The following is a 22,486-nucleotide window of genomic DNA, read 5'->3' as shown; positions in this document are numbered from 1 at the left end:
CCCGCCCCTTCTGCATTCTCCGACGACGTCACGCGACGGTGAAGACGACCTCGACCTCGACGGGGCTGTCCAGCGGCAGCACGGGCACGCCGACGGCCGAACGGGCGTGCGCCCCGGCCTCCCCGAAGACCTCGCCCAGGAACTCGCTCGCCCCGTTGATCACACCCGGCTGGCCGGTGAACGCGGGAACGGATGCCACGAACCCGGTGAGCTTGAGAACGCCGGTGATGTTCTCCACACCGCCGACGAGGGCGGCGGCGGCCGCGATGGCGTTGAGCGCGCACTGGCGCGCGTAGGTCTTGGCATCCGCGGGGCTCACGAGACCGTCGGCCTCACCGACCTTGCCCGTCGCCGGGAGCGCACCCTGCACCATCGGCAGCTGACCCGAGGTGTAGACGAGATCGCCGTGGCGCTTGGCGGGGATGTAAGCAGCAACCGGGGGGACGACGGAAGGGATCTCGACGCCCAGCGCGGCGAGGCGCTCCGCGACGCTCACTGCTGACCCTCGAACTGGCGCGCGGCCGCCTCGGCGGCACCCAGACCGGCGTTCGCGGTTCCGCCGCCGGTCGGACGCTTGAAGTACGCGACGAGGCCCCCCTCCGGCCCGGGAACGACCTGCACGAGCTCCCACCCCTGCTTTCCCCAGTTGTTGAGGATCGCCGCGGTGTTGTGGATCAACAGCGGCGTGGTGAGGTACTCCCACGTGGTCATTCGCAGCTCCCGGAGGTGGCTCGGATGCCGCGCACCGAATGTGCGCGACCGAAACGCGTACGCGCGCGAGCGCACGCCATCAAGGCATCGCCCAGCAACGTCGCTTAGCATCAACCCTATGCCTGAGAACAAACGTACGGCTAGCGGTGCGCTCGGCGGCATCCTCGGCCTCGTCGGTCTGAGCACGGCCGCGGGTGTTCTGATGACCGCCGCCGTCACGCCGGCGATCGCCGTGTCCGGTGCCGCCGCCAGCAGCGCCATCACGATCTTCGACAACATGCCGAGCTACCTGCAGCCTGACGCGCTCATGCTGCCGACCACGCTCATGGCCGGCGACCGGGTGCTCGCGAAGTTCTACGACCAGAACCGCTCGCCCGTCACCTTCGATCAGGTGAACCCCGTGATGTACGACGCGATCCTCTCGTCCGAGGACCCGCGGTACTACCAGCACGGTGGCGTCGACCTCATCGGTACCACTCGCGCGCTGCTCAGCAACGCCTCGGGTGGCGAGACCCAGGGTGGCTCCTCCATCAGCCAGCAATACGTCAAGAACGTGCTCGTCCAGCGCTGCGAGCGCGACGCCAAGGCGACGGACGCCGTCGAAGCGACCGACACCACTCCCGCCGTTCCCGCCCAGACGCGCGACGAAGCCCTGCAGGCGTGCGCTCTCCAGGCCATCCAGGCCGACGGCGTCGAGGGCTACCAGCGCAAGCTGCAGGAGATGCGCTACGCCATCCAGCTCGAGAAGCAGTACACGAAGGACCAGATCCTCCTCGGGTACCTGAACATCGCGAACTTCGGGGGGGTGACGTACGGCATCGACGCCGCGGCGAAGTACTACTTCAACGTTCCCGCCGCGCAGCTGAACGTCGGGCAGTCGGCGATCCTCGCGGGCATGGTGCAGAACCCCAACCGCTTCCGCATCGACCGCGAGGGCGGATCGATCGTCTACGACGACGGCACGACCTTGAACAAGGCGCCCGACGGCTCGATCGACGACGTCGACCAGAGCACCATCCAGGCTCTGTACACCCTCCGCGACAACGGCGAGATCACGCAGGAGCAACTCGTCAACGCCGCTGACGGCTATAGCGAGACCAAGGGACGTCAGCTGTATGTCCTCAGTCGTATGGAGATCGACGGCAAGATCACGCACGAGCAATACGTCGCCGCAGCGATCGAGCCGATCACGCCGCAGATCACCGAGACCGACCAGGGCTGTGCGAATTCGGGGGCGCCGTACTTCTGCCAGTACGTCGTCTCGACGATCCTGAACGACCCCGCCTTCGGCACCGAGGTCGATGACCGCGTCCGCGCGCTCCGCCAAGACGGTCTGACCATCCAGACCACGCTCGACTGGCGCATCCAGGATGCCGCGCAGACCGCCATGAACGAGAACGCGCCGCAGAGCTACGACGGCATGAAGTTCGGCTCGACCGCCGTCAGCATGGAGGCCAAGACCGGCCGCATCCTCGGTATCGCGCAGAACACGAAGTTCACGCAGGACCCGACGCAGGCGGAGTCCGATCCCGCATACAACTCCATCGTGTTCGCGGGAGATAAAGACAACGGCGGTTCCATCGGCTTCAACGCCGGATCGACCTTCAAGCTCTTCACGCTCGTGGACTGGCTGGAGAAGGGCCACTCGCTCAACGAGAACCTCAACGGTCGTCTGCGTCCGGTGCCGAACATGAAGAACTCGTGCTACGGCGACTGGATCAACGGGGGCAGCACCATCATCAACAACTTCGCGTCCGACCCGGGTTACTACGGCACCCCGATGACCTTCACGAAGAACTCGCTCAATACCGGCTACCTCGCCATGGCCGCGCAGCTCGACCTGTGTGACATCGCCAAGGTCGCCAAGAAGCTCGGCGTCACCCGTGGCGACGGCACCGACATCGAGATGCGGGTCGCCAACAACGTCATCGGTGACGACAACGTCTCACCGATCGCGATGGCCGGAGCCTACGCAACCGTCGCCAACGGCGGCACCCACTGCCAGCCGAAGGTCATCGACAAGGTGACGGACAGCGACGGTGCCGAGCGTCCGATCCCCGACCGCCAGTGCACGCCCGGCACCCTGACGCCCGAAGTGTCCGCCGCGGCCGCTTTCGCCCTGCAGGGCGTCATGACCGGCGGCGGAACCGGACAGGCAGCCAACCCGTTCGACGGAACCGCCCTGATCGGCAAGACCGGTACCCACGAGGGCTGGAACACGTGGATGATCGAGTCTTCGACCAACGTCACCACCGCCGTGTGGGTCGGCAACTGGGAGGGCATCGAGACCCTGTTCGGCAAGTACTGGAACGGGCAACAGCTCTCGAACATGAGGTACTCGATCGCCGAGGGCGCTCAGCGCGCCGCCGACGAGTTCTACGGAGGGGACGCTTTCCCGCCGCCGCCGTCGAACCTGACGCGCACGATCCAGCGTGACCTGCCGAACGTGGTCGGCCGGAGTATCGACGAGGCCCGATCGACGCTCGAGTCCGCGGGCTTCAGCGTGACCGTGGGCTCCCCCGTCGACTCGGAGCTGGGTGGCGACCGTGTCGCCGCACAGAACCCCGGTGCCGGCACGGCTCCGGCCGGGTCCACGATCACGATCAGCCCCGGCAACGGCCAGGGTGGGACGGTGCCCGACGTGTCGGGCAACAACGTCAACGCCGCCCGCTCCGCCCTGCAGTCCGCCGGGTTCACGAACATCTCGATCGGCTCCTGCGAACGAGACGGCAGTGCTCCCGCGGAAGGACGTGTGACGGGGACGAACCCCGCCGCCGGAACGGCCACGAACAAGAGCACGCCGGTCTCGCTGAGCATCGCCGCCAAGGAATGCCCGTGACGCGTCCCGCAATGACGGCCGCCCTCGCACCCCTCGGGGTCGCGGGGGCGGCCGCTGTCGGGGCCGCGGTGTGGGGGGTGGGCGTCGAGCGCTACCTGTTCACCGTCCGCTATCACGCCATCCGCGTCTTGCCCAAGGGTGCCGAGCCTCTGCGCGTGCTGCACGTCTCGGATGCGCACATGGCTCCGTGGCAGCACCGCAAACAGGAGTGGATGGCCCGGCTTGCCGAGCTCTCCCCCGACCTCGTCGTCAACACCGGCGACAACCTCGGTCACCGCGACGGTCTCACCGGCATCCGCACCGCGTTCGCTCCGCTGCGCGGGGTCCCGGGGCTCGCCGTACACGGCTCGAACGACTTCCAAGAACCGACGCCACGCAATCCGCTCCGCTACTTCCTCGGTCCGTCGGGGAACGTACCCGCGCACAAGCACCTCGATGTCGATGCCCTCGATCGCTTCTTCACCGACGACCTCGGATGGAACATCCTCGATGACACCGCGGTGTCGCTCGAGGTGAAGGGGCTGCGCGTCACCGCCTTCGGCGTGAACGACGCTCACCGCAACTGGGATCGCCCCGGCGAGATCCCGCCGGTCCTCGAGACTCTGGATGCCGCCGACCTCACCCTCGGCGTGATGCACGCGCCGTATCGGCGAACCCTCGACACGTTCATCGATCTGGGCGCGGACGTCCTGCTGGCCGGGCACACGCACGGCGGGCAGGTTCGCGTGCCGTTCAGCCGCAAGGCCCTCGTGTCGAACTGCGATATCCCCCTCGAGCAGGCGCGCGGATTGAGCCAGTGGACGCACGGGGAACGCACGGTGCCGTTGAACGTGAGTGCCGGACTCGGGCACTCCATCTACGCCCCGGTGAGGTTCGCCTGCCGTCCGGAAGCGACGCTGCTCACGCTGCTGCCTCGCTGACCGTTTCTCCACATCCCCGGAAGGGGCCGTTCCGTCCACGGAGCGGCTCCTTCCGGCGTTTTCGAGCGATCCCGAGCGAGCAGGATCGAGTCTCTCAACCGAAGGGACTCCCCAATGGATCACTCTCGCTCCGCGCGACCTCGCCGACGACGGCGCGCGCTTGTCGCCGTGCTGACCCTCGTCGCCGCGGCAACGACGCTCATCACTCCCGCGGCCTCGGCCGCCGACCGGGGGGCGGGCTTCGGCACCTGGGCCCCGCTGTCGTCCACCGGATGGCACGGCTCCATGCGGGTCGGCGAGGTGCACACGTATTGCATCCACCCCGGGCTCCCGGTCGCCACGGGGGCAACGACGGACCACGGCGTCAGCTCCGACGTCCGCGGCCTCAGCGACCAACAGCTCGTCTCGATCAACTACCTCGTGTCCACCTACGGTCAGACCGACGACCCCGTGCAGGCGGCGAGCGTGGGATGGGCGGTGAAGGCGATCGCCGATCGCGACACCACCCTGCACTCGTGGGGCTACGAGGGCGACTCCCTCGACGAGGCCATCGACCACATCATGCGTCGCGCCAGTCCCGAGAACAGTGCCGCCATCCAGGTCCGCGTCGGCCAGTACCTCGGCGAAGCGGCGGCGATCCGCGTCCCCCGTATCGGCGGAACGCTGACACTCTCGACCGACGCAGCCGACCCCACCCGCGGCGATCTGATCGCCGACGTCGACCCTGACGCCACGGGAGTCCTCCGACTCCAGAACGCCGTCTTCGCCGACACCGGATCGGCTGAGCGGCGGGATGTTCGCGCCGGCGTGACCTATCCCATCTCCGCCCCACGACCCCGCGAGAGTGACGGACGGCCGTACACGGTGCGTGCCTCGGGGACGTTCACGATCCGTTCCGCCGCCGTGCGCCTCTACACGACCCCCGGACAACAGGAATCCGCCGGACCCGCCGACCCGCAGTCATTCGATCTCTCGGTGTCGGATGCGTCGGCCCGTCCCGTGCAGTTCCGCCCGCGCATTCACACCGTGGCGAGCATCGAGGACGAGAAGTTCGTCGACGAGGTCAGCATCCTCGTCGACGACGGCGTGTGGCCCCGCCACCCGGATGGATCGTTCGTCCAGCTCGCCGCGACGGCGGACGTGTACCGCACCGGCGCGTTCCCCGCAGAATCCCCCGAGGTTCCGGCGAATCTGACGCCCGTGGGCCGGCTGGCGCTCACGACGGCACCGGATCGCGGTCCCGGCACCTACCGCGTCGTCTGGACCGACACACTGCCGGGACCGGGGGTCTACACCGCTGTCTGGCGGATCTCCCGCGACGCCCAGGACGGCGCGAACGCGCCGCACCTTCCGGTGGACTACTTCTGGACGGAGCGCTTCGCGACGCCGTCGCAGACCGAGCAGTTCGCGCCACCGCCCCCGCTCGTGCCCACCCCGCCTCCCACACCCGCCGCGACGATTCCACCCGTCGCACCGGTTCCGGCCGCTCTCGCCGCCACCGGGTCCGACGGGGCCTCGGCGGGGGCTGCCGCGGTCGGCGCGGCGCTCGCCCTGGCCCTCGGTACCGGAGCGGTGATCCTCACGCGACGCCGTCCGCCGCGGCGGCCCTAGCTCGCCCGGCAACGGTGGGGTTCGGACACGGCAATCGCAACGCGGACCCCACCGTGACGACACACCCGCGTTGCAGCGCGATTGGGCGCACGTCCGCGGACGGGGTAGACTTTCAGGGTTGGCCACGGGGTGTGGCGCAGCTTGGTAGCGCGCGTCGTTCGGGACGACGAGGCCGCAGGTTCAAATCCTGTCACCCCGACCACCACCGCTCTTCGAGAGCACGAAAGCCCTCCGCACTCGTGCGGGGGGCTTTTCTCGTTGCGCGATCGTCGACGCGCACGGGCGCGTCCCGGGGTGCGCCTCGGGCGCCATCGCGCGCCGACGTGGCCGCTTCCTGCGTGGGCCCACCTCAGAAGGCCATCCCGCGCGCGACCCGGCCACCTCCTCCGCGGCACGCACCCGGGGAGGCTCCCCGCGCGTCCGACCCGGCCACCTCCTCCGCGACCTGCACCTCGGAGGCTCCCCGCGCATCCGACCCGGCCGTTCCCTCCGTGACTCCCCCTCGCAGCTTCCCCGCGTGTCGACCCCACGACATCGCCCCCGCCACCACACCACGAGGGTGCGATGACGGGGGCGATGAAGGTGTGAGCGCTTAGCGGTTCACGCGGCGGAAGCGACGGAAACCGACCGCTCCGAGGCCACCCAGGAGCAGCACAGCGGCACCGAGCGCCAGCGGCGCCGGGTCGTTGGCACCGGTCTGGGGCAGGTTGCCCTGCGGGCCCGGGGTCGGGCTCGGGGTGCCGGGCGTGCTCGGCGACGGCGAGGGCGACGGTCCGGGAGCAGCGGCGACCGAGAAGGACACCGAGGTGCTGTTGGACTGGCCGTTCACGGTCTGCGTGGCGACGACGGTGTAGTCACCGGGTGCGAGCGCGTCCTTGAGAGCGACCGACCACTTGCCGTCCTCGACCTCGGTCTTGCCGACCTCGTTGCCGTTGACGGTCACCGTGATGTCGGCGCCGGTCTCGCCCGAACCCGCCACCTTGGTGGGGATGGCCGAACCCGAGTAGCTGCTGCCGTCGACGATGCCGTCGATGACGGGCTTCTTGGGGATCACCGTGAACGAGGTGGAAGCGGAAGCCGAGGTGACCCCGTCACGCTGCTGCGTGGCGGTGACCTTGTAGGCGCCCTCTTCGCGCTCGGCGGCGACGGTCCAGTTGCCGTTGGCGTCGACCGTAGCCGTGCCCTTGACGTCACCGGTCAGGGTCACGGTGGCGCCGGCGAGGCCGGTACCGGTCACCTTGGTGATCTTCGACTCGATCGCGGCGCCGTCAGCGGGCGACGTGATCACGGGAGCCTGGGGAAGGACCTTCACCGACGCCTCGACGACGCTGGAGGTGCTGAAGCCGCTCTTGGCCTGCAGCGTGAAGGCGTAGTCACCGAGCTTGTCGGGAGCGGGGAAGCTCCAGTTGCCCGATCCGTCGATGCTGAGTTCGAACGGGTCGCCGGACTCCGGCGTCACCACGAGGGTGGTGTTCGCCTGGCCCGTGCCGGAGATGTTTCCTCCGACGCCGACCGTGCCGCCGTTCTCGGGGCTGGTGAGTGCGGGAGTACCGACCTCCACCTCGACGGTGTAGCCACCGGTGAGCGCGAGGCCCGCCTTGAGGTCTGCACCCCAGGCGTGACGGACGCCGTCGATGTCGTACAGAGCCGACATGACGCCGATCGCGGTGTCACCCTGCCAGAGGGGTCCACCCGAGTCACCCTGGTTGACCGTCATGGGGCCACCGAAGCCGTAGACCAGACGGCCCTCGACGTTCAGCCAGCCGTTGACGACGTCGATCGTGCCCTCGGTGTAACCGGTGGTGCGGCCCGACTTCGAGAAGGCGCCGAGCTGAGCGTCGCCGACCGAGCGGATCGGGAAGGTGGATGCCGACAGGTCGGACGTGTTGGTCCAGTCGGTGACCTCGGGCTTGAGGTCGAGCTCGTCGTTGGTGACGTCGATCACCGAGATGTCGACCGAGTCGGTGCTCTGCGAGCCGGGGGTGTTGCCCGGTCCGCCGAACTGCGAGAAGCCGTACTCGCCGAGCGGGTACGTGACCTTGGGCTGCGAGCCGCCGCCGGCGGTGTCGGAGCTGGGCTCGGTGAGGAACGTGTCCTTCAGAGCGCCGTCTTCGGTGCAGTGTCCGGCGCTGATGACCGCGGGGGCACCGGCAGGCGTGAACCCGCTGAAACCGACCGAGCACAACGCACCGGTACCGTCGGAGAACAGACCCGCGTAGCCGTAGCCACCGACGACGTCCGTCGCGGCGGCCTTCTGCGGCGCGGCGTCGAGCTTCTTCACGACGACGTTCGAGTTCTCCTTGACGAAGAGCTGGGGCTCGCCCTCGAGGTTGGCCTCATCGGTCGTGGTGTAGACGACGACGCGGCCCTGACCGTCGGCACCGACGACCTTGACCTGGTCACTGCTCAGGAGTTCCTTGGCGGTGGCGTCGAACTGCGGACCGGAGGTCGGAGCAATGGACTCCGCGTCACCCGCGAACGCCGCCGTCGGGACGATAAGCCCCGTCGCAGCGAGCGCCAGCGCGGCGGACGCGCTCGCCCACCCCACACGCTTCATGTTTCGTTTCATCGGCTCATCTCATGTGTTTCTGATGGGAAAGACACCGAGTGCGCGAAAAGAGACCGTGTTCGGGCCCCCACCCACCTCTCAGCGTTCCCGCCTACCATACGACAACCTGGTAGTTCTTTATGACTCGGTTTACAAGTTGCTTCGAGAGATGAGAAGACTTTCATGATCCGCCGCCTCTCCCTCGCCGTGATGGCGGGCCTCACAGCCGCTCTCACCCTCACCGCCTGCGCGTCTCCCGCTTCCTCGGAATCGTCGCCGGGCATTTCCGAGCGCATTGACGGGACGTGGGGTGACACGTCCGCCCACCATCTCGTGCTTTCCGACGGCACCCTCAAAGGCAGCGACGGTTGCAATGGAATGACCGGCGCCTACACGACCGACGGCAGCGAGATCGTGGTCACCCTGGGTCCCGCCCTCGCGCGCGGGTGCCTGAACGTCGACACCTGGCTGAGCAACATCGCGACCGCCACCGTGTCGGGCGACACCCTCACGGTCTTCGACCGCGCCGGCGAGCAGATCGGGACGCTCCCCCGCACCGCGTAAGCCCGCCGCACCGCGTAAGTCCGCCGCAACGACCGCGCCATAGCGTGCGCAGAAAGGCGCCCCCGGGGGCCCGCAGGGGCGCCCACGGGACCGCCAGACCGCCACGACTACAATCGGTCGCAGCCCGCGACGTCCTTCCGGATGCCGATCTCCCGCGCATCGCAGGGGGTCCGGCCGGCCTCACCCGTTGACCTCACCCCGCAGGAGCACCGTGCCCGACACCTCGCCCCGTCTCGTCGCCTTCGACCTCGACGACACGCTCGCCCCGTCCAAGACCGCCATCGACCCGCGCATCGGCGATCTTCTGCTCGCCCTCGCGGAGCGCGTCGAGGTCGCGATCATCTCCGGCGGCCAGCTGCAGCAGTTCCGCACCCAGGTGGTGGAGCGTCTGCCGAAGACGAGCCCCGAACTCCTCGACCACCTCCACCTGATGCCGACCTGCGGGACCCAGTACTACCGCCTCGGGGCAGACGGCATCCGGACCGTCTACGCGCACTCCCTCACCGACGATGAGAAGAGCCGCGCACTCGCTGCGGTGCGCGAAGAGGCCGAGCGCCTCGGGCTGTGGGAGGCCGAGCCCTGGGGCGAGATCCTCGAGGACCGCGGTTCGCAGATCACGTTCTCCGCCCTCGGACAGAGCGCTCCGCTCGACGCCAAGATGGCATGGGATCCGACCGGGGAGAAGAAGAACAGCCTTCGCGAGGCCGTTGCTGCGCGCATCCCCGACCTCGAGGTACGCTCGGGCGGCTCGACCTCGGTCGACATCACCCACCGCGGCATCGACAAGGCCTACGGAATGGGCAAATTGGCCGAGGCCACCGGCATCCCCCTCGACGACATGCTCTTCGTCGGCGACCGTCTCGACCCCGACGGCAACGACTACCCGGTCCTGGCCATGGGCGTCGAGTGCCACGCGGTTCACGGATGGGAAGACACCGCCGACTACCTCGACGCGCTCATCCCGACGCTGCCCGCCCGCGCCGATGGCTGACCCCGCCTCCCGAGACGCCGTCTCGGGCGAGACCCACCGCGCTCCGCGGCGCCTCGCTCGAGACGGCGTTTGTCGTTCCGGTCCGACCGGGGCGCGGCGTCAGAGGATCCGACCGATCGGTTCGCGTTTCTCGGCCTGGAAGCGGTCCTCGGTGCGGCCGTACGCCCAGTAGCCGGAGAGCGACACCTGATCGCGGGCAAGACCCCACTGCCCCAGGATCACATCCCGCAGTCCCTTCATGGCCTCGCGCTCTCCGTGGACGAACACGTGACCGCGTCCCTCGGGCGGGGTCCAGCCCGCAACGGCCTCGACGAGCACGCGCGACGCTCCGGCAACAGCGGCTCCACGATGCAGCCACACGATCTCGACGCCCTCGGGGGCGGCGAGGGTCAGCTGCTCGTCGGGGGTCTGCACCTCGAGGAACGCGGTGCCGACGGCATCCGTCGACAACGCCTCGAGGGCGGAGGCGATCGCCGGGATCGCGGATTCGTCGCCCGCGAGCAGGTGCCAGTCCGCCGAGGGGTCGGGAGCGTAGCCGCCCCCGGGCGACGAGACGACCAGACGCTCCCCCGGCTGCGCTCGCGCGGCCCAGGGACCCGCGAGTCCCTCGTCGCCGTGGACCACGAAGTCGATGGCCAGCTCGTCGCCGACGACCTCGCGGACGGTGTACGTGCGCGTGACGGGGAGGTCGTCGGGGGCCAGGGTCTCGCGCAAGGCTGCCAGATCGTACGGCGGCTCGAGTCCCAACTCGGGTTTGACGAACGTGATCTTCACGTACCGGTCGGTGTGGGGGCTGTCCCGGAACACCGACAGGTCGGCGCCACGGGCGCGGATACGCACGAGGTGCGGGGTCAGGCGCTCGGTCGAGACGACCTCGAGCACGTGCTGCGGGCGGGGCGGTCGGACGGGGCGGTCGGTCATGGGAGTCCTCTCACGAGCGCACGGGCGCGCTGTCGGTCTCGGTCTCGGCGATCTGGCGGAAGTATCCGGCGATGTGTCCGCGCACGGCATCGCGCGCCTCGGCACCCTCGCCGCGTTCGACGGCACCGACGATGCGGCGATGCTCGTCGCGCAGGCGCGCGGCCGTCGCGGGCCAGTCGGCCATGCGCGCGGCGCCCAGCTGTGTGTACGACTCGATCGAACTGCGCAGCCCCGCCATCATCGCCGCGACGACAGCGTTGCCCGAGGCCTCCGCAAGGGCCTGGTGAAGCCGTGCGTCGAGGGCGAGGAACTCCTCGGGCGCGAGGGCGGAGGTGTCCATGGCATCCAGGATCCCCCGCACCTCGATGAGGTCGGCTTCGGGATCGGATGCCAGGCGCTCGACGACGTCACCCTCCAGCACCACGCGCGTGCGCACGACGTCGGCGATGGGGAAGCCGTTCGCGGCGACCTGCAGGCGCAGGAACGCCGCCAGTCCTCCGCGGGGGGTCGTGACGATCATCGCGCCGGCCGTCGGTCCTGACCCGGTGGCCGTGCGCACGACCCCGAGCACTTCGAGCACGCGGATCGCCTCCCGCACGCTGGACCGACCGACGCCGAGGGTGGTCGCCAGCTCGCGCTCGGGCGTCAGCCGATCGCCCGGCACCAGACGACCGTCACGCAGGTCGGCCTCGATGCGCTCGAGGACGACCTGCCAGGCGCGAGGAGCGTCGTTCGGCATCGTGTCCCTGTCCGTCCGGTGGTGACGGTGTGGCCGGACCACACCAGCCTACGCGCGGTGCGTCAGGCGTCGGCGGGAGCGGCGTAGCCCGCCGGGTTCGTCGTCTGCCAGTTCCAGTAGTCGCGGCAGGCGTCGTCGATGGTGAGGCGCGTGCGCCATCCGAGCACCTCCGCCGCCTTCGAGGGGTCGCAGTAGGTCGCCGCGACGTCGCCCGGGCGCCGGTCGAGGATCCGCTTCGGCAGCTCATGACCCACCGCCTTCTCGAAGGACGCGACGAGTTCGAGCACACTGACCGGGCGCCCGGTGCCGAGGTTGAACACCTGGTGACCGGGCTGCGCCTGCTCGAGGGCCGCGACGTGGCCCTCGGCCAGGTCGACGACGTGGATGTAGTCGCGCAGACCGGTGCCGTCGGGGGTGTCGTAGTCGTCACCGAAGACACCGACCTCGTCGAGCGTGCCGATCGCGACGCGCGAGACGAAGGGCATGAGGTTGTTCGGGATGCCGGCGGGGTCTTCGCCGATGAGGCCGGAGGGGTGGGCACCCACGGGGTTGAAGTACCGCAGGACCGTGACGTTCAGGTCGGGGTTCACGCGGGCCACATCGGCGAGCACGACCTCGTTCATGCGCTTGGACTTGCTGTACGCGTTGGTGAGATCGATGCTCGTCGTCGACTCCTCCGTGAACGGCAGATCGGCCGGGTCGGAGTAGACCGTGCCGGTGCTGGAGAACACGAAGGAACGGATGCCGTGGGCCACCCCCACGCGCAGGAGCGCGAAAGTGGTGTCGAGGTTGTTGGAGTAATACTCCAGAGGCTTCTGGGTCGACTCCCCCACCGCCTTGAACGCCGCGAGGTGGATGATCGCGTCGATCGGTCCGTGCTCGTCGAAGACAGCGGACACCACCGCGTCGTCGGCGGCGTCGCCCACGGCCAGCGGCGCGGGCTTGCCCGCGATGCGCTCGACGCGCTCCGCGGCGATCGCATGCGTTCCGGACAGATCGTCGAGCAGAACGACGTCGTGACCGGCGTCGAGAAGGGCGACGGCCGTGTGGGTTCCGATGTAACCGGCACCGCCGGCGAGGAGGACGCGCATGGTCCCAGGCTATCGTTCGGCGACAGCGTCGCTGGTCGCCCGCGGGGCCTCAGCGCCCGTCCAACCGCCCGCCGGACTCTCGGAGATAGCAGGCGGCGCACATCGACTCGTAGGTGACCTCGCCCTCGATCTGCCCCTCGTCGATCGCCACCTGATCTCCGTCGAACACGAACCGCCCGCCGACGAGACGGGCGTTGAAGATCGCCTTGCGCCCGCAGCGGCAGATGGTCTTGAGCTCTTCCAGGCTGTGGGCGATCTCCATCAGGCGGGCCGAGCCCGGAAAGGCCTCGGTCCGGAAATCGGTCCGGATGCCGTAGGCGAGCACCGGAATACCGTCGAGTACCGCGATGCGCAGGAGATCGTCGACCTGCGCGGCAGTGAAGAACTGTGCTTCGTCGACCAGGAGGCAGGCCACGGGAGCGTGGCCTGCGGCGGCGTGGAAGACCTCGCGGAGATCATCGTCGGCGGCCACGAGGAAGTCGACAGGGCGCTTCACACCGAGGCGGCTGTCGATCTGGTCGGCGCCCTTGGTGTCGATCTCGGGTTTGGCCAGCAGGACACGCTGGCCCCGCTCCTCGTAGTTGTACGCCGCTTGCAGCAGAGCCGTCGACTTGCCCGAGTTCATCGCTCCGTAGCGGAAGTACAGCTTCGCCACGGGCTCAGGGGTTGATTCTCAGCGCCTGGGCCGTGGCATCCAGCTCCTTGCGGGCTGCCTCGGGGTGCGTGTTGAGCGTCTCGCCGTAGCTGGGGATGAGCTCGCGCAGGCGCGGCTCCCACTCCGGCATCCGCTCGGGGAAGCAGGTCTTGATGAGGCCGAGCATGATCGACACCGCGGTCGACGCCCCCGGGGAGGCGCCCAGGAGTCCGGCGATCGACCGGTCGGATGCCGTGATGACCTCGGTGCCGAACTGCAGAACGCCGCCCTTGTCTTTGTCCTTCTTCATGACCTGGGCACGCTGGCCGGCGTCGAGCAGCTCCCAGTCCTCGGCCTTGGCGGTCGGCATGAAGTCGCGAAGGCTGTCGACCTTCTTCGCGTGGGTCTTCAGCAGCTCACTGACGAGGTACTTGATGAGACCGGGATTGTCGACGGCGACCTTGAGCATCGGCAGCAGGTTGTGCGGGCGCACCTGCGTGACGATGTCGAGCATCGAGCCGTTCTTGAGGAACTTGGGGCTGAAGGTCGCGAACGGTCCGAACAGCAGGGACGACTCCCCGTCGATCACGCGGGTGTCGAGGTGCGGCACCGACATGGGCGGAGCGCCCACCGAGGCCTGGGAGTAGACCTTGGCCTGGTGCTGCGCCACGAGCGCGGGGTTCGACGTCTTCAGCCACTGCCCGCCGATCGGGAAGACCCCGTAGCCCTTGATCTCGGGGATGCCGGAGCGCTGGAGGAGCTTCAGCGCCCAGCCGCCGGCCCCCACGAAGACGAACTTCGCGTTGATCGAGCCGGGGGTTCCGCCGATGACGTGACGGTACGAGACCTGCCACGAACCGTCCTTCTGCTTCTTCAGCTTCTTGACGTCGTGGTTGGTGGCGACGTCGACGCCCTTGTCGCGGAGGTTCGCGAAGAGCTGGCGGGTCAGCGAGCCGAAGTCGACGTCGGTGCCCGCGGGGACGCGCGTGGCGGCGAAGGGCTCGCCCTTGCGACGCTTCTGCATGAGCAGGGGTGCCCACTGGTTGATGACCCGGGAGTCCTCGGTGTACTCGATACCCGCGAAGAGCGGCTGCTGCCTGAGCACCTCGTAGCGCTTGCGGAGGAAGGCGACGTCTTTCTCGCCGCGCACGAACGTCATGTGCGGGGTCGGGTTGATGAAGGTCGACGGCTCGTCGAGCACACCCTCGGCCACCAGCGAGGCCCAGAGCTGCCGGCTCTGCTGGAACTGCTCGTTGATCGTGACGGCCTTGGCCGGATCGATCGAGCCGTCCTTCGCCTCGGGCGTGTAGTTGAGCTCGCAGAGCGCGGCGTGACCGGTGCCGGCGTTGTTCCACGCGTTCGAGCTCTCCTGCGCGACGTCGCTGAGGCGCTCCAAGACCGCGATCTTCAGATCGGGCTGGAGGTCCTTCAGCAGCGTGCCGAGAGTGGCGGACATGATGCCGCCACCGATGAGGAGAACATCGACGTTTTCAGTCACCCGACGATTCTAGGCGCGGGCTGGAAGGTCTCTCGACATCGAGAGATCGGTCGGTTCGATGTCGAGACAACGTCGGCACCCGGCATCCGGATGCCGTGGATCAGACCCGCGCGCTGAGCTTCTGCGCCACGATCTCGGCGATCTGCACCGCGTTCAGCGCCGCACCCTTGCGCAGGTTGTCGTTGCTGATGAACAGCACGAGGCCCTTGCCCTCGGGGGCGGACTGGTCGGCGCGGATGCGACCGACGTAGCTCGGGTCGGTGCCGGCAGCCTGAAGCGGGGTCGGCACTTCTTCGAGGCGGACCCCGGGGGCGTCGGACAGCAGCTCCCGCGCACGCTCGGGCGTGATGTCGCGGACGAACTCGGCGTTGATGCTGAGCGAGTGGCCGGTGAAGACCGGGACGCGCACGCACGTGCCGGCGACACGGAGCTCGGGGAGCTCGAGGATCTTGCGGCTCTCGTTGCGCAGCTTCTTCTCTTCGTCGGTCTCGTTGAGGCCGTCGTCGACGAGGTTGCCGGCGAACGGGATGACGTCGAACGCGATCGGCGCGACGTACTTCTCGGGCTGGGGGAAGTCGAGCGCCGAGCCGTCGCGGACGAGCCGCTCGACGTCGCCCTGCGCGAGGACGCCCTCGACCTGGCCGAGGAGTTCCTGGGCGCCCGCGAGACCCGAGCCGGACACCGCCTGGTAGGTGCTGACGATGAGGCGCTCGAGGCCGGCCTCGGCGTCGAGCACCTTGAGCACGGGCATGGCGGCCATGGTCGTGCAGTTGGGGTTCGCGACGATGCCCTTGACGGCCTGGTCGATCGCGTGGGGGTTGACCTCGCTCACGACGAGGGGCACCTCGGGGTCCATCCTCCAGGCACTGGAGTTGTCGATCACGAGGGCTCCGGCCTCGGCGAAGCGCGGGGCGTGGGCACGGCTGCCCGTGGCGCCGGCGGAGAACAGGGCGACCTCGACACCGGCGGGATCGGCCGTGGCGACGTCTTCGACGATGACGGTGTGACCGCCGAACTCGACGGCGTTGCCGGCCGAGCGGGCGGTAGCGAACAGGCGGAGCTCGCGAATCGGGAAGGACCGCTCGGCGAGGATCTCGAGCATGACGGTGCCGACCTGGCCGGTGGCGCCGACGACGGCGAGGGAGATTCCGGAGTCGGAGATACGGGTCATGCGAGGGCCTCATTCATTTCGGGTTTCCGGAATTCTACCGACGCTCGCGGACTCCGCCGCGCCAGGGCGGGGAAGGGGACCGCACCATGGCGGCAAAACAAAGTCATACGGCGGAAACACGACCATCCCTATAGTGTTCAAAATGAGCACTTTGAACGCGGATGCCGCCGCCTCCGCTCCCCTCCGCATCGCCGTTCTGCAGAGCGCCGGCCTCGAAGGCGACGTCGCGGGCAACCTTCGCGCTCTGACGGATGCAGCCCGTCGCGCTCGCGCCCAGGGTGCCGACCTGTTGATCACCCCCGAGATGTTCGTCACGGGCTACAACATCGGCGAGCGCCTGGACGAGGTGGTCACCGCCGACCTGCCCGACCGCATCCGCGAGGCCGTGCGCGATGGCGGCCTCGCGGTGGCCGTGGGCACGGGGATCCGCCGCGCCGACGGCATCGCCAACAGCGTCCTGCTCATCGACGCCGACGGCGCGCTCCTCTCGCGCTACGACAAGACGCACCTGTTCGGCGCCCTCGATCGCTCGCTCTTCGTGCCTGGCGACTCTCTCGGCCCTGTCATCGACTTCCACGGTGTCCGACTCGCGATGCTCATCTGCTACGACGTGGAGTTCCCCGAGAACGTCCGTGCCCTGGCGCTGGCCGGAGCCCATCTCGTGATCGTGCCCACCGCGCAGATGGAGCCCTACGAGTTCATCGCGGAACATCTGCTCCGCGTCCGCGCATGGGAGAACCAGATCGCGATCGCCTACGCCAACCGCGTCGGCGCCGAGGGCGACCTGCGCTACGTCGGCCGCAGCAGCATCGTGGACGCCGGCGGATCCGTCCTCGCCGACGCCGGCGCCACCGAGGACGAGCTTCTCTTCGCCGCGATCGACGCGAGCGCCGTCGATCGCGCCCGCTCCCGCAATCCCTATCTCGCGGATCGACGCCCCGACCTTCCCGTGTCACGACGTTCCACCGACCATCCCGCTTCCTGAGGAGGACGATCCACATGACCGCACACGCTGAGCCCGGCACTCCGCCCGCGACCACGCAGAAGCGACTGACAGGCCGCCTGGGCACCGGCTCGATCGTCTTCATGGTGATCGCCGCGGCAGCTCCGCTGACCGTGATCGGCGGCAACGTCCCGATCGCGGTCGGCGCCGGAAACGGCGCCGGTGCGCCCGTCGGATTCATCCTCGCCGCGGTGGTGCTCCTCGTCTTCGCCGTCGGGTTCGTGACGATGACACCGTACGTCCGCGACGCCGGGGCGTTCTTCTCGTACGCTGCCGCGGGGCTGGGGCCGCGCGCGGGTCTGGGAGCCGCCTTCGTGGCTCTGGTGGCGTACACGGCCATCCAGGTGGGCGTGTACGGGTACCTCGGATGGGCGTTCGGCGGACTCGTCACCTTCTTCGGCGGCCCCGACCTGCACTGGGGTGTGTACGCCTTCGCCGCTCTCCTCCTCGTGGCGCTCCTGGGCTACCGCCACATCGATCTGTCGTCGCGCGTGCTCGGCATCGCCCTCGTCGCGGAGATCGCTGTCGTCGTCGTGCTCGACACCGTGGTGTTCGCGACCGGCGGGGCCGAGGGCATCGTCTGGTCGACCTTCGCACCGGAGAACGTGTTCTCCCCCGGACTCGCCGTCTCGGTGCTCTTCGCGCTGACGGGATTCATCGGATTCGAGGCGACCGCGGTCTTCCGTGACGAAGCCCGCGACCCGGCGCGGACGATCCCGCGCGCCACCTACCTCGCCGTCATCATCATCGGCGTCTTCTACGCGATCTCCTGCTGGGCGCTCATCACCGGCGCCGGTGGAGCCGGAGCGGTCGCGCTGGCCCAGGCCACCCTCGCGGGCGATGCGAACATGCTCATCGACCTCACCGGTCGCTACCTCGGTCCGATCTTCCAAGACATCGTGCAGGTTCTGCTGGTGACGAGCCTGTTCGCGTGCGTGCTGTCGTTCCACAACGTCATCGCCCGCTATCAGTTCACGCTGGCCGGGCGCGGGGTCCTCCCGCGTCGCCTCGCCACCGTCCACGGTGCGCACCACTCCCCCGCCTTCTCCTCCGTCGTGCAGAGCGTGACAGCCGCAGTCCTCGTCGGTGCGTTCGCCCTCTTCGACGTCGATCCCCTGATCGGCGTCTTCGGCTCGATGGCAGGCGTGGCCACCGTCGGCATGGTCCTGCTGATGCTGCTCACCTCGATCGCCGTGTTCGTCTTCTTCCGCCGCAACGCGAGCGTGCGATCGAGACTCATCGGTCGTGCCGTGGTGGCTCCGCTCGCCGCGGTGGTCGGTCTGGCGGTGTCGCTGTGGCTGGTCCTGTCGAACTTCACCCTCATCACCGGCGGCAGCGTCGAGCTGTCGATCGTGCTCGCGCTGATCCCGGTCGCGGCGGGAGCGTTCGGAGCCCTCCTCGGCGGCCGTCGGCGTATCGGCGAGATCCAGATCCCGGATGCCACCCCCACCGGCGCGATCACCCAGCTCGAACGGGGAGACATCGCGTCGGACTGACGCGTCGGACGGACGCGGCAGCCCGACGCGGCAGCCCGACGCGCCGCGCCGGGTACCGACCGAATGACATGATCGGGTGATGACCCCGACGAGCGCCGGTGCGGACGAGCACTTCGTCGCGCCGGCGCTGTCGGGGGTCTCGCCCCTGTCGATGTTCGACGCGGTGCGGGCCCGACTGTATCTGGCGATCGAGCTGGGCCTGCTCACAGCCGGCGACCGCCTCCCGTCGGATGCCCGGTCCGCGGAGGCCCTCGACGTCAGCGTCGCCACCATCCGTCGCGCGTTCGGTGCGCTCGCGGAAGAGAACGTCCTCGTGCGCAAGCGAGGTCGTCACGGCGGGACGTTCGTCGCCGACGACGTCGACCCGACGCGCTGGGCCGCGGACCCCGCCGTCCAGCGCTTCCGGGACGAGGCGCCGACGGTACGGGCGCTGATCAACGAGCGCGCCCTGATCGAGTCCGCCCTCGCGGCCGAGGCGGCCTGGCGTCACGACGATCCCGCGACGACGGTCCACCTGCGAGAGGCTCGCACGGCGATCGAGGCCGCGACCGCCGCGGAGGACTGGACGGAGTTCCACGCCGCCGACGTCCGCTTCCACCGCGCCGTATCCGCCGCATCGGGGCAGGAGTGGGCGCTCGCGCAGCACCGGGCGGTCGCCGACGCGCTGTACGCCTACTTCGTGCCCTACCCGATCGCCTACCTGCGAGAGAGCAATGCGCAGCACCTCGCGGTCGTCGAGGCCATCGAGCGCGGCGACGCGGAGCGAGCGGCCCACGCGGCGCGCACGCACGTCCTCGAGTTGCGCGAATCGATGTTCATCGCTCCGCGGCCGAGCGGCTCCGGGCGCTGAGAGGTCAGCGGCCGGTGCCGGCGTGGACGGTGGCCTCGGCCTCGCCGTCCAGACCGTACGCGGTGTGCACCAGACGTGCGGCCTCGGCGAGGTCGACACCGCGCACGACGACAGAGATGCGGATCTCGGAGGTCGAGATCATCTCGATGTTGACGCCCGCCATGCTGAGGGCCTCGAAGAGCGTCGCCGAGACGCCGGAGTGCGTGCGCATGCCCGCGCCCACGACGGAGAGCTTGCCGATCTGGTCGTCGTGCACGAGGCTCTCGAACCCGACCTCGGACTGCTCCCCGGCGAGCGCCTTGAGGGCGGTCGTGGCATCGGTCTTGGGGAGCGTGAAGGAGATGTCGGTGCGGCCGGTGGCGGCAGCGGAGACGTTCTGGACGATCATGTCGACGTTCGCACCGGACTTCGCGACGATCTTGAAGATGTCGGCGGCCTTGCCGGGAACGTCGGGCACGCCGATGACGGTGATCTTGGCCTGGCTGAGGTCGGTGGCGACGCCGGCGACGATGGGCTCTTCCATGGCTTCTCTTTCGGGGACGAGTGAGGAGGTCTTCGAAGCGTCGAGCACCCAGGTGCCCTCGCCCGAGCTGAACGTGGATCGCGCGTGGATCAGCACGCCGTGGCGGCGGGCGTACTCGACGGCGCGGATGTAGAGGACCTTCGCGCCGTTGGCGGCCAGCTCCAGCATCTCTTCGCTGCCGACGCGGTCGAGCTTCCGCGCCAGGGGGACGACGCGAGGGTCGGCGGTGAAGATGCCGTCGACGTCGCTGTAGATCTCGCACACGTCGGCCTTGAGCGCCGCCGCGAGCGCGACCGCGGTGGTGTCCGAGCCGCCGCGGCCGAGGGTCGTGATGTCGCGGGTGTCGCGGTTGAAGCCCTGGAAGCCGGCGACGATGACGATCGCGCCCTCGTCGAGGGCTTCGCGCAGGCGCACGGGGGTGACGTCGACGATGCGTGCGGCGCCGTGGGTGGCATCCGTGATCATGCCGGCCTGGCTGCCGGTGAACGAGCGTGCCTCGAAGCCCATCGAGTGGATGGCCATCGCGAGCAACGCCATCGAGATGCGCTCGCCGCTGGAGAGCAGCATGTCGAGCTCCCGCGGGGCGGGGATCGGCGCGACCTGCCCCGCGAGGTCGAGCAGCTCGTCGGTGGTGTCGCCCATGGCGCTCACCGCGACGACGACCTCGTGGCCGGCGCGACGCGTGTCGACGATGCGCTTCGCGACCCGCTTGATGCTCTCGGCGTCGGCGACGGACGAACCGCCGTACTTCTGGACGATCAGCGCCATTTGAGGAAACTCCCGGGAGGGTCGGGCGTCGGGGGGCCACGACGGGGCGCTCGGATGTCGCGCCCGAGGGTCCATCTTAGGGGCGTGCGCATTCCGTCTCCGTCATGCGCGGGATCGGGTGCGAGGCCCCCGGAAGCTCAGCTCGGCGCGGATAGGATCGAGCCCTCCCACCCGGTTCCCGCTCCTGGAGGCTCGCGGTTGTCCCCCACCCCGCGTCGACTGCTCTCGTCGTTGCGCCGCCTCGTCCACACCGACGACGCGTCGTCCCCGGAGACGCAGATGCTCCCCGTCATCGACGAGGGGCTGTCGACGCGCATCCTCGACCTCGCGATCCGCATCGGCGAGACGATGCTCGTCGTTGGTGCGCCGGCGAACGAGGTGACCCTGACGATCGTCCGGGTGTGCGGCGCGTACGGCCTGGACCCCGTCCATGTCGACGTCACGTACAACTCGATCACCATCGCGCACAGTCGCCCCGGTGCGACGCACCCGACCACCCTGCTACGCGTCGTCCGGGGCTCCGTTCCCGATCACGCCAAGCTCCAGCGTCTGCAGGCGCTGGTCACCGAGATCACCGGCGGTCTGGGCCTCGATGACGCGATCGCGCGGTGCCGGGCCATCCGTCGCCTGCCCTTCCGCTACCGCCCCGCGATCGTCATCGCCGCGCAGGCCTCGCTCGCCGTGGGCGTGGCGATCATGTTCGGCGCGAACTGGCTCGCGTTGGTGCTGTCGTTCATCGCCGCCGCTCTCGCTGCCACCACCCAGCATCTCCTCGCCCGAGCCCGCGTGCCGTACTTCTTCGCGCAGATCGCCGGAGGATTCGTCCTCACCGTCGTCGCGGCCCTCTCCCCGCTGATGCACTACACCGGGCTCGATGCGGCCGCCGCGATCCGACCGTCGGTGATCGTGGCATCCGGGATCGTCCTCATGCTGGCCGGACTCACCGTGGTGGGAGCGGCACAGGATGCCATCGACGGCTTCGCGCTCACCGCCACGGGGCGCATCCTCGAGCTGACGACGCAGACGCTCGGCGTGGTGCTCGGCATCCTCGCGGGCCTGGAAACGGTGCGCGTGCTGGGGCTGGGGATGTCTGCGCCGTCGAACGCGCTGCCGCTGGGCCCCGTGACCGTGCAGTTCGTCGGCGCGGCGGTGATCGCGATCGCCGTCGCTGTGTACAACGGCGCGGGCGCACGCATCGTCGTCGTCAGCGCGGCGCTGAGCCTGGTCGCCTGGGCCGGGTACGTGGGCGCCTCGTCACTCGGATTCGAGGTGGCCGCGGCCAGCGGGGTCGGCGCGTTCATCGGCAGCTTCGTCGGCATCGTCGTCGCCTACCGACTGCATGTCCCCTCGGTCGCGATCACGACCGCGGCGATCCTGCCGTTGGTTCCCGGTGCGGCGGTGTTCCGCGGACTGCTGGGCGTGGTCGAGTCCGGTGACGATCCCACGGTGCTGATGACCGGCGTCACCACGCTCGCCGGCGCGGCCACGATCGGTATCGCCCTCGCGGTGGGGGCGTCGCTGGGCATTTACCTGGGGCAGCCGGTGCGCGCCACGCTGTCGAGCGTGGTGAGGGCGCGGGCGCGGACACGTCGCTGATCGCGGGGGTGA

19 protein-coding genes and 1 tRNA gene are annotated in these 22,486 nt (G+C 69.3%); 10 read left to right on the top strand and 10 right to left on the bottom strand.

All coding sequences use genetic code 11. The annotated features are described in order from the left end of the window. Nucleotides 1-28: 28 nt before the first annotated feature. Both PIR02_11780 and PIR02_11775 read right to left on the bottom strand, forming a co-directional pair. Nucleotides 29-496 (bottom strand): RidA family protein, encoded by a 468-nt coding sequence (locus tag PIR02_11780; protein WZH35454.1) that lies wholly within the window; start codon nt 494-496, stop codon nt 29-31. Beyond that, entirely contained in the window at nt 493-711 is a 219-nt protein-coding gene (locus tag PIR02_11775) for a DUF4177 domain-containing protein (GenBank protein ID WZH35453.1), read from the bottom strand. Before PIR02_11775 ends, PIR02_11780 begins: the two co-directional genes overlap by 4 nt. A 118-nt stretch (nt 712-829) precedes the next feature. Between PIR02_11775 and PIR02_11770 the strand changes: the two genes are divergently transcribed. The 4 genes from PIR02_11770 to PIR02_11755 all read left to right on the top strand — a co-directional run bounded on the left by PIR02_11770 (nt 830) and on the right by PIR02_11755 (nt 6,283). After that, complete coding sequence (locus tag PIR02_11770; protein WZH35452.1) at nt 830-3,550, top strand: transglycosylase domain-containing protein; 2,721 nt, start codon at nt 830-832, stop codon at nt 3,548-3,550. Further along, nucleotides 3,541-4,470, top strand: a complete 930-nt coding sequence (locus tag PIR02_11765) for a metallophosphoesterase family protein (GenBank protein ID WZH35451.1) — start codon at nt 3,541-3,543, stop codon at nt 4,468-4,470. Before PIR02_11770 ends, PIR02_11765 begins: the two co-directional genes overlap by 10 nt. Before the next feature lie 114 nt (nt 4,471-4,584). Further along, complete coding sequence (locus PIR02_11760) at nt 4,585-6,081, top strand: hypothetical protein (protein WZH35450.1); 1,497 nt, start codon at nt 4,585-4,587, stop codon at nt 6,079-6,081. A gap of 125 nt (nt 6,082-6,206) precedes the next feature. Then, nucleotides 6,207-6,283 (top strand) — tRNA-Pro (locus tag PIR02_11755). 390 nt (nt 6,284-6,673) lie between these two features. On the opposite strand, the gene PIR02_11750 is transcribed toward PIR02_11755, so the two are convergent. Next, on the bottom strand, nt 6,674-8,650 hold the full coding sequence (locus PIR02_11750; protein WZH35449.1) for an LPXTG cell wall anchor domain-containing protein: 1,977 nt from the start codon (nt 8,648-8,650) through the stop codon (nt 6,674-6,676). A 162-nt stretch (nt 8,651-8,812) separates the two neighbouring features. Here PIR02_11750 and PIR02_11745 point away from each other — a divergent pair, with 162 nt between their 5' ends. After that, complete coding sequence (locus tag PIR02_11745; protein ID WZH35448.1) at nt 8,813-9,193, top strand: META domain-containing protein; 381 nt, start codon at nt 8,813-8,815, stop codon at nt 9,191-9,193. 211 nt (nt 9,194-9,404) lie between these two features. Further along, on the top strand, nt 9,405-10,184 hold the full coding sequence (locus PIR02_11740; protein WZH35447.1) for an HAD-IIB family hydrolase: 780 nt from the start codon (nt 9,405-9,407) through the stop codon (nt 10,182-10,184). 99 nt (nt 10,185-10,283) lie between these two features. Here PIR02_11740 and PIR02_11735 read toward each other — a convergent pair whose 3' ends face one another. From PIR02_11735 to PIR02_11710, 6 genes are all read right to left on the bottom strand, one after another. Next, nucleotides 10,284-11,105, bottom strand: coding sequence for a siderophore-interacting protein (locus PIR02_11735; GenBank protein WZH35446.1), 822 nt, complete (start codon nt 11,103-11,105; stop codon nt 10,284-10,286). A 10-nt stretch (nt 11,106-11,115) separates the two neighbouring features. Then, entirely contained in the window at nt 11,116-11,844 is a 729-nt protein-coding gene (locus PIR02_11730) for an FCD domain-containing protein (protein WZH35445.1), read from the bottom strand. A 62-nt stretch (nt 11,845-11,906) separates the two neighbouring features. Next, nucleotides 11,907-12,935, bottom strand: a complete 1,029-nt coding sequence (galE, locus tag PIR02_11725; GenBank protein WZH35444.1) for a UDP-glucose 4-epimerase GalE — start codon at nt 12,933-12,935, stop codon at nt 11,907-11,909. Between the two features lie 49 nt (nt 12,936-12,984). Further along, on the bottom strand, nt 12,985-13,590 hold the full coding sequence (locus tag PIR02_11720; protein ID WZH35443.1) for a thymidine kinase: 606 nt from the start codon (nt 13,588-13,590) through the stop codon (nt 12,985-12,987). Between the two features lie 4 nt (nt 13,591-13,594). Further along, on the bottom strand, nt 13,595-15,067 hold the full coding sequence (locus PIR02_11715; protein ID WZH35442.1) for a malate:quinone oxidoreductase: 1,473 nt from the start codon (nt 15,065-15,067) through the stop codon (nt 13,595-13,597). Nucleotides 15,068-15,167: 100 nt separating this feature from the next. Continuing rightward, a complete protein-coding gene (locus PIR02_11710; GenBank protein WZH35441.1) occupies nt 15,168-16,238 on the bottom strand; it encodes an aspartate-semialdehyde dehydrogenase in 1,071 nt (356 codons plus the stop codon). Between the two features lie 142 nt (nt 16,239-16,380). On the opposite strand from PIR02_11710, the gene PIR02_11705 reads away from it, so the two are divergent. The 3 genes from PIR02_11705 to PIR02_11695 all read left to right on the top strand — a co-directional run bounded on the left by PIR02_11705 (nt 16,381) and on the right by PIR02_11695 (nt 19,587). After that, on the top strand, nt 16,381-17,223 hold the full coding sequence (locus PIR02_11705) for a carbon-nitrogen hydrolase family protein (GenBank protein ID WZH35440.1): 843 nt from the start codon (nt 16,381-16,383) through the stop codon (nt 17,221-17,223). Nucleotides 17,224-17,237: 14 nt separating this feature from the next. After that, entirely contained in the window at nt 17,238-18,737 is a 1,500-nt protein-coding gene (locus tag PIR02_11700; GenBank protein WZH35439.1) for an APC family permease, read from the top strand. Nucleotides 18,738-18,816: 79 nt separating this feature from the next. After that, nucleotides 18,817-19,587, top strand: a complete 771-nt coding sequence (locus PIR02_11695) for an FCD domain-containing protein (protein ID WZH35438.1) — start codon at nt 18,817-18,819, stop codon at nt 19,585-19,587. Between the two features lie 4 nt (nt 19,588-19,591). Here PIR02_11695 and PIR02_11690 read toward each other — a convergent pair whose 3' ends face one another. Further along, the gene (locus tag PIR02_11690; protein ID WZH35437.1) at nt 19,592-20,878 is read right to left on the bottom strand and encodes an aspartate kinase; all 1,287 of its coding nucleotides are present in this window, start codon (nt 20,876-20,878) and stop codon (nt 19,592-19,594) included. Nucleotides 20,879-21,076: 198 nt separating this feature from the next. On the opposite strand from PIR02_11690, the gene PIR02_11685 reads away from it, so the two are divergent. Further along, nucleotides 21,077-22,474 carry a threonine/serine exporter family protein gene (locus tag PIR02_11685; GenBank protein WZH35436.1) on the top strand — a complete coding sequence of 466 codons (1,398 nt, stop codon included), beginning with the start codon at nt 21,077-21,079 and terminating at the stop codon, nt 22,472-22,474. Nucleotides 22,475-22,486 lie beyond the last annotated feature (12 nt).

The sequence above is a fragment of the Microbacterium enclense genome (assembly GCA_038182865.1).
GTDB lineage: Bacteria > Actinomycetota > Actinomycetes > Actinomycetales > Microbacteriaceae > Microbacterium > Microbacterium enclense_B.
This window is presented reverse-complemented; position numbering and strand designations above follow the sequence as displayed.

Coding starts and splice junctions, on each gene's coding strand:
- PIR02_11750 (WZH35449.1), bottom strand. CDS start 8,650: ATGAAACGAAACATGAAGCGTGTGGGGTGGGCGAGCGCGTCCGCCGCG.
- PIR02_11705 (WZH35440.1), top strand. CDS start 16,381: ATGAGCACTTTGAACGCGGATGCCGCCGCCTCCGCTCCCCTCCGCATC.
- galE (WZH35444.1), bottom strand. CDS start 12,935: ATGCGCGTCCTCCTCGCCGGCGGTGCCGGTTACATCGGAACCCACACG.
- PIR02_11690 (WZH35437.1), bottom strand. CDS start 20,878: ATGGCGCTGATCGTCCAGAAGTACGGCGGTTCGTCCGTCGCCGACGCC.
- PIR02_11760 (WZH35450.1), top strand. CDS start 4,585: ATGGATCACTCTCGCTCCGCGCGACCTCGCCGACGACGGCGCGCGCTT.
- PIR02_11700 (WZH35439.1), top strand. CDS start 17,238: ATGACCGCACACGCTGAGCCCGGCACTCCGCCCGCGACCACGCAGAAG.
- PIR02_11770 (WZH35452.1), top strand. CDS start 830: ATGCCTGAGAACAAACGTACGGCTAGCGGTGCGCTCGGCGGCATCCTC.
- PIR02_11730 (WZH35445.1), bottom strand. CDS start 11,844: ATGCCGAACGACGCTCCTCGCGCCTGGCAGGTCGTCCTCGAGCGCATC.
- PIR02_11765 (WZH35451.1), top strand. CDS start 3,541: ATGCCCGTGACGCGTCCCGCAATGACGGCCGCCCTCGCACCCCTCGGG.
- PIR02_11695 (WZH35438.1), top strand. CDS start 18,817: ATGACCCCGACGAGCGCCGGTGCGGACGAGCACTTCGTCGCGCCGGCG.
- PIR02_11710 (WZH35441.1), bottom strand. CDS start 16,238: ATGACCCGTATCTCCGACTCCGGAATCTCCCTCGCCGTCGTCGGCGCC.
- PIR02_11735 (WZH35446.1), bottom strand. CDS start 11,105: ATGACCGACCGCCCCGTCCGACCGCCCCGCCCGCAGCACGTGCTCGAG.
- PIR02_11745 (WZH35448.1), top strand. CDS start 8,813: ATGATCCGCCGCCTCTCCCTCGCCGTGATGGCGGGCCTCACAGCCGCT.
- PIR02_11775 (WZH35453.1), bottom strand. CDS start 711: ATGACCACGTGGGAGTACCTCACCACGCCGCTGTTGATCCACAACACC.